Origin of the sequence: Phaeobacter porticola, assembly GCF_001888185.1 — a bacterium.
In the GTDB taxonomy this organism is placed as follows: domain Bacteria; phylum Pseudomonadota; class Alphaproteobacteria; order Rhodobacterales; family Rhodobacteraceae; genus Phaeobacter; species Phaeobacter porticola.
Window position 1 is genome coordinate 2,700,279 of the sequence record NZ_CP016364.1, and the last position, 12,037, is coordinate 2,712,315.

The window sequence follows — 12,037 nt, forward strand, 5'->3', positions numbered from 1 at the left end:
GCCCTGCCCGGTTGATCCGCGCGCGGTTGACGATGGTTCCCGCCATGGTTAAGCCAGCGAGGATCCTAATTCCAGACGGGAGTTTCTTGATGACCGAGACCACATTCACGCCACGCGTGTTTTCCGGCATCCAGCCATCGGGCAATCTGCACCTTGGCAACTATCTTGGCGCGCTGAAGCGGTTCGTGGACTGGCAGGCCAAGGACGTGGAGAGCATCTACTGCATGGTAGACATGCACGCGATCACCGTCTGGCAAGATCCTGCGGATCTTAAAAAATCCACCCGCGAGCTTTGTGCCGGGTTCATCGCTGCCGGCCTGGATCCGGAACAGTCGATCCTGATCAACCAGAGCCAGGTGCCCGAGCATGCACAGCTGGCTTGGATCTTCAACTGCGTTGCCCGCATGGGCTGGATGCAACGGATGACCCAGTGGAAGGACAAGGCCGGGAAGAATGCGCAGAACGCCTCGCTTGGTCTGTTTGCGTATCCGGCGCTGATGGCGGCGGACATTCTGGTCTACCACGCCACCCATGTGCCCGTGGGCGAAGATCAAAAGCAGCATCTTGAACTCACCCGCGACATCGCGATGAAGTTCAATCACGACTACGGCGTCGATTTCTTTCCGGTGACCGAACCGGTGATCGAAGGCGCGGCCACACGCGTCATGTCGCTGCGGGACGGGTCGAAGAAAATGTCGAAATCGGATGCGTCTGATGCCAGCCGCATCAATCTGACGGATGATGCCGACACCATCGCCAAGAAAATCCGCAAGGCCAAGACCGACCCTGACGCCCTGCCCTCAGAAGCTGAAGGGCTCGAGGGGCGGCCCGAGGCACGCAATTTGGTCAACATCTATGCTGCGATGTCAGAAAAAACGGTGGATCAGGTGCTCGCCGATGTCGGTGGTAAGGCGTTTTCCGAATTCAAACCGATGCTGGCCGACCTGTCGGTTTCAAAAATGGCACCGATCACCACGGAAATGGCCCGTTTGATGCAGCATCAGGACGAAATCGACAAGATTCTTGCACGCGGTTCAGAGCGTGCCCGAGAAATCACAGCCCCCATTCTTCGCAAGACTTATGATATTGTGGGCATGGTGGCTCCAGCCGCTTTATGATATCAAGCGGTACGAGCCCGCACCCTGCGGGTAGATAGATACTGGAGAATTCGGATGGCCAATGGCACCGTGAAATGGTTCAACGCAACAAAAGGCTACGGCTTTATCGAGCCCGAGTCTGGCGGCAAAGACGTGTTTGTACACATCTCTGCGGTTGAACGATCGGGCCTTAATGGTTTGAACGACAACCAAAAAGTTTCCTACGAGCTGGAAACTGGTCGTGACGGCAAGCAGTCCGCAGGCGCGCTGGAACTGCTGTAAGGATCGCGGCGCGGGTTTTCCGCGCCCATTCTACTAAAGACATTCTGACCACAGCTTTCTGTGGGTAGAATCACCCTAAGGCCGCCCGTTTCAGGCGGCCTTTTGCATGTCTGGGGTAAATTCTTTTGCCGGTGCCAGAGACCGCTGCAACCGGAGTGACCCGGTCGGCCAACTACAGCGATCGGATGCCGTTCATGGTCAGATCCGCCACCATCTGCGCGTAATCTTCACGCGCCTCAGATCCGGCGCCGGAATTCCACATGTAATACCAGTTCAGCATACCGAAGACCGACATCGTGGCGGCGCGCAGCTTCGCCGGATCCTTGGCGATGCCCTCGTCCGCGACCCCGGCAAGCGCGCCACTGACCAGTTGCACCAGTTCGCGTTGATAGGCGCGCAGCAGTTTTTGCTGCTCTTCCGGCAGGGCTCCCATGGCGCTGATCTGAACCTGATGCTCGTGGTCGGCACCCTGATAGGCCAGCAGGATTTCCGAGACGATGCGGCGCAGCCGCTGGTCAGGGGAAAGCGCGCTGACGTCCACACTGCAGACCCGATCGCGCAGATCGCTCAGATAGGTATCAAGGACGCCGAACAATACGGCATCCTTGCTGTCGTAATAGTGGTAGATATTGGCCTTGGAGATCCCGCATTCCCGCGCCAGCTGGGTCATCGACGCGCGGTCAAACCCCTGTTCGGCAAAGACTTTGGCCGCAGACTTCAGGATCTGGGCGCGTTTCTCATCGTGGTCTTTTGCAATGGTGCGGGCCAAGCGGGTTACTCCTTGCTGCGGTTGTCGACAACGCGCTTGGCCTTGCCCTGGCTGCGCTCCACCGATCCCGGCTCGCCGACTATGATCTCGGTCGAGACGCCAACCATATCCTTGATCCGCTTGGTTAGCATCCGGGCCGCGGCGGTTTTGCTCAGTTCATCCGTGGCGTCCGGATTGGCCTCCACAAAGACCCGCATCGCATCCATACGACCGGATTTATAAAGCTCGATCTGGTAGTACGGCGCGAGGCCACCGGTGGCCAGCAGCTGCTCCTCCACCTGGCTGGGGAAGACGTTTACGCCGCGCAGGATGATCATGTCATCGCTGCGGCCGGTGATCTTCTCCATCCGCCGCATCGAGCGCGCGGTGCCCGGCAACAGTCGGGTCAGGTCGCGGGTGCGGTAGCGCACCATTGGCAGGCCTTCCTTGGTGAGCGTGGTGAACACCAGCTCGCCCAGCTCGCCATCCGGCAGCACCTCGCCAGTCTGCGGGTCGATGATTTCGGGCAGGAAGTGGTCCTCCCAGATCACCGGGCCATCCTTGGTCTCCACGCATTCATTGGCCACACCCGGCCCCATGATCTCGGACAGGCCGTAGATATCAACCGCATGCATGTCAAAGGCCGCCTCGACCTCTTTGCGCATCGCATCTGTCCAGGGTTCGGCGCCGAATACGCCAACCTTCAGCGAACAGTCGCGCGGGTCCATGCCAACCTTGTGGTACTGCTCCAGGATGTTGAGCATGTAAGAGGGCGTCACCATGATGCCGTCGGGTTGGAAGTCGGTGATCAGGCCCACCTGCTTCTCGGTTTGGCCGCCAGACATAGGCACCACCGTCGCACCAAGGCGCTCAATCCCGTAATGCGCACCCAGCCCCCCGGTGAACAGCCCGTAGCCATAGGCGTTATGCACCATGTCGCCCTTGCGCAGGCCCGAGGCGCGCAAAGACCGCGCCACCAGATCCGCCCAATTGCTGATATCATTGGCGGTGTAACCGACAACGGTCGGCTTGCCGGTGGTGCCGGAGGACGCATGCAGGCGCATGATCTCACTGCGTGGCACCGCGAACAGGCCAAAGGGGTAGTTGTCACGCAGGTCATTTTTATAGGTGAAGGGAAACTTGGCCAGATCGGACAGCTGTTGCAGGTCGTCCGGGTGCACGCCGACGTCGTCGAAGCGCTGCTTGTACATCGGCACGTTGTCATAGGCGTGGCGCAGCGACCATTTAAGTCGATCCAGCTGCAGGGCGCGGATTTCGTCGATGGAGGCAATCTCAATCGGATCGAGATCCGCCTTGTTTGGGGTCAGGTCTTTCATGGCGTCCTCCACATCTTGCCTTTGCAAAACAGCTTATTCATCAAACAACTGGCCCTTTATCGCGCGGGAGAAGCCCCGGAATTCAGCGATCCGCTGACCGTCCTGATTGGTCACTGTCACGTCATAAATACCGCTGCGTCCGGTCAGTGAGACCTCATGCGCCGTGGCAATCAACCGATCCCCCAGCCGCCCCGGTGCGGTAAAGCTGATCACGTTGTGCTGCGCCACGGTCGCCTGATTACGGCTGTTGCAGGCAAAGGCAAAGGCGCTGTCGGCCAGCATGAAGGTCACGCCGCCATGGCAGATGCCATGGCCGTTGCAATGATGCTGGGCCACGGTCAGCTCCAGCGTGGCCTCCCCTTCGGCCACATGGGTGACCTCCATGCCCGCCCATTTGGAGGCGTGGTCGTCCGCCCACATGGCGGCAGCGGATTTTTCTGCGCGGTCTTTTGGAGTCATGGTCATTTGCCCTTGAACGCAGGGGCGCGTTTTTCGAGGAAGCTGGCAACGCCCTCGGCGTAATCCGCGCTCTCTCCACAGGTTTTCATGGCGCCCGCCTCGACCTCCAGTTGCTCGGCGAGCGTGTTGACGGCGGCGGCCTGAATCGTCTGTTTGGTCAGGCCAAGGCCCAGAGTTGGTCCGTTTGCGAGTTTCTCGGCCATGGCGCGCGCCTCTGTCATCAGACCCTCATCCGGCAATGCCTTCCAGATCAGGCCCCAGTCCTCGGCCTTCTTCGCGGGCAGCGGCTCGGCTGTCAGCGCCAGCCCTTTGGCGCGGGCCTCGCCCAGCAGCCGCGGCAGATGCCAGCTGCCGCCGGTGTCCGGGATCAGGCCGACCTTGGAAAACGACTGGATGAACTTGGCGCTCTCCGCTGCGAGGACCACATCGCAGGCCAGCGCCAGATTGGCCCCGGCCCCGGCCGCGACACCGTTCACCGCGCAGATCACCGGAAAATTCAGCGAGCGGATGAGGTTTACAAGCGGCGCGTATAAGGTGCGGACGGTATGACCAAGGTCCGGTGGGCCGTCCATCTCACGCGGATCGCGGTCGCCCAGATCCTGCCCGGCGCAGAAGCCGCGACCGGCCCCGGTCAGCAGCACTGCACGCGCGCCACCATCGCGGGCCGCTTCAAGGGCTGCGCGCAGCGCGTGGTGCATCTCCTCGGTGAAACTGTTCAACCGGTCCGGACGGTTCAGGGTGATTTCCACCCATGTCCCGTGATCCTCCACCAACAGCGTCTCTGACATCGCCGCGCCTCCCCTCGTGCATCTGTTAACAAAGACCTTGCATAAACCGACCGGTTGGTCAATATATTTGCGACTTCTCATATTCAGACCGTGCAGTCCCCGGTCCAGACGCAAAGGAACCCGCCCATGAGCCTTCTTGATGTTTCCAGCTTTGCCGCTGGCCAATGGATTGCACCGGGTGCGGGTGCACGCAGCATCGCCAGTGCAATCACAGGTGCGCCGCTTGCTCAGGCGGGCAATGACGCGCTGGATGTGCAGGGGATGCTGGACTATGCCCGCACAGTGGGCGGCCCCTCCTTGCGCAAACTGACCTTCCATGATCGCGCCCGGATGCTGAAGGCCCTGGCGGGGCATCTGAACACACACAAACAGGCGCTTTATGATCTGTCGTTCGACACTGGCGCCACGCAGGCCGACCATGTGATCGATATCGACGGCGGCATCGGCACCATGTTTGTCTTCGCCTCCAAAGGGCGACGCGAAATGCCCGATGCGCATGTCTATCTGGACGGCGATCTGGAACAGCTGTCCCGCGACGGCAGTTTTTTGGGGCAGCATATCTGCACCCCATTGCAAGGGGTTGCCGTACATATCAACGCCTTCAACTTCCCGGTCTGGGGGATGCTGGAAAAACTGGCACCGACCCTGCTGGCCGGTGTTCCGGCCATTGTAAAACCAGCCACGGCCACCTGCTATGTCACCGAACTGACGGTGCGACTGATGCTGGAGTCCGGGATTCTGCCGGAGGGTGCGCTGCAACTTGTGTCAGGTGGGATTGGCGACATGCTGGACCATCTGACCATGCAGGATGTGGTGAGTTTCACCGGCTCTGCACAGACCGCGCTGAAACTGCGCGCCAACCCGGTGATTCTGAAGAATTCCATTCGGTTTGTCGCAGAACAGGACAGTCTGAATGCCTCGATCCTTGGCCCGGATGCGGTAGCCGGTACGCCGGAATTTGATCTGTTCGTCAAGGAAGTCAGCCGCGAAATGACCACCAAGGCGGGGCAGAAATGTACCGCCATCCGCCGCATCATTGCACCACAAGCGCAAGTGGACGCCGTGATCAGCGCGCTGTCGGAACGCTTGGCAAAAACCACAATCGGCGACCCGCGCCTGGAGAACACACGCATGGGCGCGCTGGTGTCCGGCAGCCAAAAGCGGGACGTTTTGGAAAAGGCGGCAATCCTCGCACAAGAGGCCGAACGGGTTTACGGCGACCCCAGCAATTTTGCGGTTGAAGGCGCTGATGCGGAAAAGGGTGCTTTTGTGCCCCCGATGCTGTTTCACTGCACCAACCCGGACAAAGCCATGCGGGTGCATGATACCGAAGCGTTCGGCCCGGTCTCCACGATCATGGGTTACCGCGATCTGGACCACGCTATCACGCTTGCCAATCGCGGCGAAGGGTCACTGGTGGCCTCGGTCATCACTCATGACGCAGAGGTGGCGCGCGATGTGGCGCTGGGATCCGGCGCCTTTCACGGGCGGCTCTATTTCAACAACCGCGATTCGATGAAGGAATCCACCGGCCATGGATCCCCCCTGCCCCATATGGTGCATGGCGGACCGGGTCGTGCTGGTGGCGGCGAGGAGCTGGGCGGCGTGCGTGGTGTAAAACACTATATGCAACGCACCGCCATTCAGGGTTCGCCCGATATTCTGTCGGCGATTGGCGCAAAATGGGTGCCCGGTGGCACGGAAATCGTGGCCAAGGTGCATCCCTTCACCCGCCAGTTTGGCGACCTGGCGTTGGGCGAAACCCTATACAGCGACGCCCGCACCATCACTTTGGACGACATCGAAACGTTTGCCCATTTCACGGGCGATACATTTTACGCCCATATGGATGATGCCGCTGCTGCGCGAAACCCGTTCTTCCCCGGTCGTGTGGCCCATGGTTATCTGCTGATCAGCTTTGCTGCCGGTCTGTTTGTACAGCCAGACGAAGGCCCGGTACTCGCCAATACCGGGCTGGACAACCTGCGCTTTATGAAGCCTGTTTCAGCAGGCGACAGCATAAAGGTGCGCCTTACCGTGAAGAAAAAGACACCACGCAATGATGAGTATGGCGAGGTGCGCTGGCACGTCACCCTGACCAATCAGGATGATGAAATTGCCGCCGAATATGAGCTGCTGACGATGAACGCCTTCTGATCGGATTTTTACAGATCAGGTCGTCCGGTCTGGCCTAACCGGGTCGGGCGACTTATCTATTATGTATGACCGACGCGCAGACATCCTGGTTTAATACCGCCGTAACCGCCCTGAGCGACCCGCAAAATCAGCGGGTCTGGTCGATTATTGTGTCCCTGTTCGGGGATCTCGCGCAGCGCGACGGCGATAAGATCAGCGGTCGCGCCCTGACCCATATCATCACACCGATGGGCATCAAACCCGAGGCGATCCGCGTTGCCCTGCACCGTTTGCGCAAAGATGGCTGGATCGATAGCACCCGCTCTGGCCGGGCGTCGGTGCATTTCCTGACGGCATCGGGCCGCAGCCAGTCTGCGGCTGTCACGCCGCGCATCTATGCGCCCACAACGATTACACCTCAGGATTGGCACCTGCTGATCGCAGAGGACGGCAACAGCGGCACGCTTGATGCGCTGGTACAGCAGCCCAACTATGTCGCGGTCAACCGCACTACCGTCTTGGGACACGGACCTCTGCCGCGGGGCCGCTCTGATCTGTTGGTGGTCACAAAACCAGAGCTTAGCGCGCCGGACTGGCTGCGTGGACGGCTGTTCCCCGAGGACCTGAAACTGGCCTGTGCACGGCTTGACAGCACATTAAACGGCCTACAGCTGCCAAAGGCGACAGTGAAACCGGGGCTGGGCCCAGTTCAGATTGCAACATTGCGAACCCTGGTCGTGCACCGGTGGCGCCGTGTCGTGCTGCGCCACCCTGATCTGCCTGCCGCCTACCATCCCAGCGATTGGGTCGGCGAGCGCTGCCGCCACCGCGTCGCAGATCTGTTGCAGAACCTGCCTCGCCCTGTGCTTACCCAAACCGGCGACCTGTTGTCGGCCAACTCCGACTGAACATCTGAACGCCCAGTCATCAGGCGGTGTCGCGCCACCGAGGATGCGCTGGTGATTTTTCCTTTACAAACGCCAGTGGGAAATCTACGCCTAGCCCAAGATGGTTCCCAAGGCGCGAAAACGGCCAAGGGATGAAAAGGGAACGTGGTGTGGTGTAGCCAAAAGGCGCCAAATCCGCGACTGCCCCCGCAACTGTGAGCGGTGAGCGACCTCGATAGACCACTGGCCACTTGGGCCGGGAAGGCCGAGGCACGCAGCAACCCGCAAGTCAGGAGACCTGCCATCCACTGAGAACCTATTGACCGGACGGGGTGTTCCGGCGGGCAGGATGATATGGCCGTCTCTGTGACGTCCGGCTCCCCTCCCCCCGCAGCCTCGTCGACACGCGCGGAGGGCGCTATGGACGGGACAACACAGCACCGTATTCTGGTGTGCACATCCTGCAAGGGCATGGATCCGGACCGCCGTCCGGGGCCGGAGCTGATTGCCGACTTGCGCGCGGCATTGGCAGGGCACGATGGTCCCCCTGTCGAGGTCGCGGGCGTCGCCTGCATGGCCGGCTGTCGCCATCCCTGTACAGTCGGATTTCAGGCCGAGGGCAAAGCAAGTTATGTTTTCGGTGGCCTCACGCCCGGCGACGATATTGCCGACATCCTGACATTTACCAACCTGTACCAGATGCTGGCCGACGGCTGGTGCAGCTCGGTTGACCGACCGGGCAAGCTGCGGCGCAATACGCTGTCGCGCATCCCGGCCTTTGCGCCCGCCGGTCCTGCGGCGTCCCAGGTCGTGGCCGAGACCGCAAATGTCCCTCGTTCTGTTGAGCCTGCCGAATGACTGCCGCATCGGTCACCGTCACGGATATCAGTTGGGCGCCAGGACGCACCGCGCCTCTGATCCTGCAACCGACCAGTTTTCATCTGGAGGCGGGCTGCGTGCTGGGTATTGTAGGTCCGAATGGTGCCGGAAAATCCACACTTCTGCGGGTGATCTACCGCTACAATGCGCCGCGTACGGGGCGTGTTCTGGTTGGTGACAGCGACATCTGGAGCCTGCCGCCAAAATCCGCAGCCCGCCGTGTCGCAGCCGTGCTTCAGGAACAACCGACGGACTTTGCCTTGACCGTGGCCGAGATTGTCGCCCTTGGACGCGCGCCGCATCGTTCTGGCTTTGCTACCCCTGGTGCCCGCGACGCGGCGATCATTGACCACATGCTCAACCGGCTGGAGCTGCACCATATGGCCAACCGCGCCTTTGGCACCCTGTCAGGCGGCGAACGCCAGCGTGTCATGGTGGCCCGCGCTCTGGCGCAGGAACCTGCACTGTTGATCCTGGATGAGCCGACAAACCACTTGGACATTCGCCATCAGCTGGATGTCCTACAACTGATCCGAGACCTAGATGTGACCATCATCACCAGCCTGCATGATCTTAATATTGCAGCGCAGATTTGTGATCAGGTGCTGCTGATGTCAAACGGCCAATCACTGGCCTGCGGCCCGCCTGATGAGGTGCTGCGCGAAGAGACCGTAAGCACAGTCTTTAGCGTCGCAGCCCGACGTGAAACTTTGTCCCCTTCGGGTCAGGATCACCTGACCTTTCACCTACCAACCCAATAAGGAATACTCGCGATTATGACGACCCGCATGTCCGCGATGACGCATCTGTTTGCTGCCAGCGTTCTGGCCACCTCCTTGGCCTCGATGGCCCAGGCTGAAACCACCGTGCAAAGCTGCAACCGCAGCGTCAGCTTTGACGCGCCGCCCCAGCGCGCTGTCTCCAATGACGTCAATCTGACCGAAATGATGCTGGCCCTGGGACTGGCGGATCGCATGGTGGGCTATACCGGCATTTCCGGCTGGAAGACGCTGGACCCGGTGATGCGCGCAGGCGTTGCCCAATTGCCGGAATTGTCGGCCAAATACCCCTCCAAAGAGGTGCTGATCGGGGCCGATGCAGATTTCTTTTTTGCGGGCTGGAACTACGGCATGAAAGTAGGCGGAGCAGTCACCCCCGAAACCCTCTCTCCATTTGATATCAAAGTCTATGAGCTGACTGAAAGCTGCATCCACATCGGTGAAAAACCCAAAGTCAGTATGGACGACATGTACAATGACCTGCTGAACTTGGGCCGCATTTTTGCCGTTGAAGACACCGCGGAGGCGCTGGTTGCCGGCTACAAGGACGAGCTGGCCGCCTTTGCTAAAACCCGCCCCGAAGCCACCGATCCGTTGCGGGTTTTTGTCTATGACAGCGGCGAGGACACGCCCTTCACCGCAGGCAAATACGCCATGCCCACCGCGTTGATCGAGGCGGCGGGCGGCAGCAACATCATGGAAGATCTGGGAAAAAGCTGGGCCACTGTGACCTGGGAAGCCGTAGTGGAGCGCAATCCCGAGGTGATCGCGATCGTGAACTACGGGTCGGTCACTGCTGAAGAGAAACGCGCCTTCATGCGCAACAACCCGGCCTTTGCAGAGATCGACGCGGTGAAGAACGACCGTTTCGTGACCCTTGAGTATGTCGAAGCCACGCCAGGCCCGCGCAACATCCGCGCGATCAAGACGTTGGCAACCAGCTTTGACGCGGCGCGCAAGGATGCGGTAAGCAACTGATATGTCCACCGCTCACGCACATCCCGCATCTGAGCCACGCCTCAGCGCGTGCGCCCGGCGGCGCCTGCGCGGGCGGCTGGCCTGGATCCTGAGCGGGGCCGTTCTGACGGCCCTGACCCTGTCGATTGCCGTCTCTGTTGGAGCGGTCGGTATTCCCCTGACTGCCGTCTGGGGCATTATCGTCAGCAAACTGGCCCCGGGGCTAGAGAGCTGGTTCACGACAGATTGGAGCAAGGGGCAGGCTGCGATTGTCTGGGATATCCGTTTTCCGCGGGCCCTTCTTGCCATGATGGTTGGGGCGGGCCTAGCCATGGTGGGCGCCAGCCTTCAGGCCGTGACGCGAAATCCACTGGCCGATCCTCATCTGTTGGGGATTTCAGCGGGCGGAGCCTTTGGTGCGATCTTGGCGCTTTTGCATACCGGGTTGTTTCTGGGCCTTTTGACAGTACCGCTGTTGGCCTTTGCAGGCGCATTGGGCGCAACGGCGCTGGTGCTGGCCGTTTCGCGCTTTGCCGAGGCCACCACAGCAGATCGGCTGGTGCTGGTTGGTGTCGCGGTGTCTTTTGTCGTCATGGCAGGGGCCAATGTGCTAATCTTCCTCGGCGATCCACGTGCTACCCATACTGTGGTCTTTTGGATGCTGGGCGGGCTTGGGCTCGCGCAATGGAGCCATCTGATCTACCCGCTTGTGGTGCTGGTTCTTTGCGGCGGCTGGTTGTGGACAAAGGCCGGCGATTTCAATGCGATGACCGTTGGCGATGAAACCGCAACAACACTTGGGATCCCGGTTGCACGGTTCAGACTGATCACCTTTACCATCGGTGCCTTGATCACCGGGGTGATGGTCGCCTTTTCCGGTATGATCGGTTTTGTCGGGCTGATTGTGCCGCATATCGCCCGGTTGATCGTGGGCGGCGATCACCGGCGTGTACTGCCCGCATCGGCGTTGATCGGCGGTTTGTTCCTGGTGGCGGCTGATATCTTGGCGCGTACGTTAATGGCACCTGAGGATATGCCGATCGGTTTGGTCACCGGACTGGTGGGCGGCGTGTTCTTCATCTGGCTGCTGCGGCGGCGCTAGGCCTGCCGCGACAACAGATGATTTAGGCCCCCGCAGCATATCGGGGGCCTCCTGCAGTTGCGGACGTCAGGCAGCAGCCACCACAATCATCTCGACCAGCAGTTCGGGCCGTGCCAGCTTGGCTTCGCCGCAGGCCCGCGCCGGAGCCGCACCCTCAGGCACCCAGGCATCCCAAACCTCGTTCATCGCCGTAAAATTGGCCATATCGGAGAGCCAGATCGTGCATTGGAGCATGCGGGATTTGTCACTGCCTGCCTCGGCCAGAAGGGCGTCTATCTTATCGAGGCAATCCTGCGTCTGCTGGGCAATGCTGGCCCCGGCGGTGCCGACCTGACCACAGAGGTAGATGGTATCGCCATGCTTGACGATTTTGCTCATGCGGGTGCCGGTATGGTGGCGTTCGATCTGTGTCATATGATCCTCATGCAATGACGGCCACGCCGGAGGGCGGGTCTGCATCAGGGATATCGGTCCGGCCGTGGCATGGCAATGCACCCTGAGACGGACATCAGCTGCCAGCAATTCACCGGCAACAAGCCGTTCAAATACCGCACAAATTTTGATATTTGAATTCATCCTTGCCGAA

At 60.4% G+C, this 12,037-nt stretch carries 13 protein-coding genes and 1 riboswitch; of the genes, 8 read left to right on the forward strand and 5 right to left on the reverse strand.

Annotated features, from left to right (window positions below; translation table 11 throughout):
• The first annotated feature begins 89 nt into the window (after positions 1-89).
• Together trpS and PhaeoP97_RS12930 are read left to right on the forward strand one after the other, a co-directional pair.
• Positions 90-1,118 carry a tryptophan--tRNA ligase gene (gene trpS, locus PhaeoP97_RS12925; protein WP_072505407.1) on the forward strand — a complete coding sequence of 343 codons (1,029 nt, stop codon included), beginning with the start codon at positions 90-92 and terminating at the stop codon, positions 1,116-1,118.
• Between the two features lie 54 nt (positions 1,119-1,172).
• Positions 1,173-1,379, forward strand: coding sequence for a cold-shock protein (locus PhaeoP97_RS12930; protein ID WP_072505408.1), 207 nt, complete (start codon positions 1,173-1,175; stop codon positions 1,377-1,379).
• Positions 1,380-1,551: 172 nt separating this feature from the next.
• Here the strand turns inward: PhaeoP97_RS12930 and PhaeoP97_RS12935 are convergent, their stop codons facing one another.
• The 4 genes from PhaeoP97_RS12935 to paaG are packed head-to-tail and all read right to left on the reverse strand — an operon-like array spanning position 1,552 to position 4,711.
• Complete coding sequence (locus PhaeoP97_RS12935) at positions 1,552-2,148, reverse strand: TetR/AcrR family transcriptional regulator (protein ID WP_072505409.1); 597 nt, start codon at positions 2,146-2,148, stop codon at positions 1,552-1,554.
• Between the two features lie 5 nt (positions 2,149-2,153).
• Positions 2,154-3,464, reverse strand: coding sequence for a phenylacetate--CoA ligase PaaK (gene paaK / locus PhaeoP97_RS12940; protein ID WP_072505410.1), 1,311 nt, complete (start codon positions 3,462-3,464; stop codon positions 2,154-2,156).
• 33 nt (positions 3,465-3,497) lie between these two features.
• Positions 3,498-3,923, reverse strand: coding sequence for a hydroxyphenylacetyl-CoA thioesterase PaaI (paaI, locus tag PhaeoP97_RS12945; RefSeq protein WP_072506469.1), 426 nt, complete (start codon positions 3,921-3,923; stop codon positions 3,498-3,500).
• Between the two features lie 2 nt (positions 3,924-3,925).
• On the reverse strand, positions 3,926-4,711 hold the full coding sequence (gene paaG / locus PhaeoP97_RS12950) for a 2-(1,2-epoxy-1,2-dihydrophenyl)acetyl-CoA isomerase PaaG (RefSeq protein WP_072505411.1): 786 nt from the start codon (positions 4,709-4,711) through the stop codon (positions 3,926-3,928).
• Between the two features lie 126 nt (positions 4,712-4,837).
• On the opposite strand from paaG, the gene paaZ reads away from it, so the two are divergent.
• The 6 genes from paaZ to PhaeoP97_RS12980 all read left to right on the forward strand — a co-directional run bounded on the left by paaZ (position 4,838) and on the right by PhaeoP97_RS12980 (position 11,451).
• Positions 4,838-6,868 (forward strand): phenylacetic acid degradation bifunctional protein PaaZ, encoded by a 2,031-nt coding sequence (gene paaZ, locus PhaeoP97_RS12955; RefSeq protein ID WP_072505412.1) that lies wholly within the window; start codon positions 4,838-4,840, stop codon positions 6,866-6,868.
• A 65-nt stretch (positions 6,869-6,933) separates the two neighbouring features.
• Entirely contained in the window at positions 6,934-7,755 is an 822-nt protein-coding gene (locus PhaeoP97_RS12960; protein WP_072505413.1) for a PaaX family transcriptional regulator C-terminal domain-containing protein, read from the forward strand.
• An 86-nt stretch (positions 7,756-7,841) separates the two neighbouring features.
• Positions 7,842-8,054, forward strand: a riboswitch (cobalamin riboswitch).
• A 100-nt stretch (positions 8,055-8,154) separates the two neighbouring features.
• The gene (locus PhaeoP97_RS12965) at positions 8,155-8,592 is read left to right on the forward strand and encodes a DUF1636 family protein (RefSeq protein ID WP_072505414.1); all 438 of its coding nucleotides are present in this window, start codon (positions 8,155-8,157) and stop codon (positions 8,590-8,592) included.
• Positions 8,589-9,374 (forward strand): ABC transporter ATP-binding protein, encoded by a 786-nt coding sequence (locus tag PhaeoP97_RS12970; protein ID WP_072505415.1) that lies wholly within the window; start codon positions 8,589-8,591, stop codon positions 9,372-9,374. Before PhaeoP97_RS12965 ends, PhaeoP97_RS12970 begins: the two co-directional genes overlap by 4 nt.
• A gap of 15 nt (positions 9,375-9,389) precedes the next feature.
• Positions 9,390-10,370, forward strand: coding sequence for an ABC transporter substrate-binding protein (locus tag PhaeoP97_RS12975; RefSeq protein WP_072505416.1), 981 nt, complete (start codon positions 9,390-9,392; stop codon positions 10,368-10,370).
• Between the two features lies 1 nt (position 10,371).
• Positions 10,372-11,451 carry a FecCD family ABC transporter permease gene (locus PhaeoP97_RS12980; protein ID WP_072505417.1) on the forward strand — a complete coding sequence of 360 codons (1,080 nt, stop codon included), beginning with the start codon at positions 10,372-10,374 and terminating at the stop codon, positions 11,449-11,451.
• A gap of 66 nt (positions 11,452-11,517) precedes the next feature.
• On the opposite strand, the gene PhaeoP97_RS12985 is transcribed toward PhaeoP97_RS12980, so the two are convergent.
• Positions 11,518-11,865, reverse strand: a complete 348-nt coding sequence (locus PhaeoP97_RS12985; RefSeq protein ID WP_014880899.1) for a RidA family protein — start codon at positions 11,863-11,865, stop codon at positions 11,518-11,520.
• Positions 11,866-12,037: the final 172 nt, after the last annotated feature.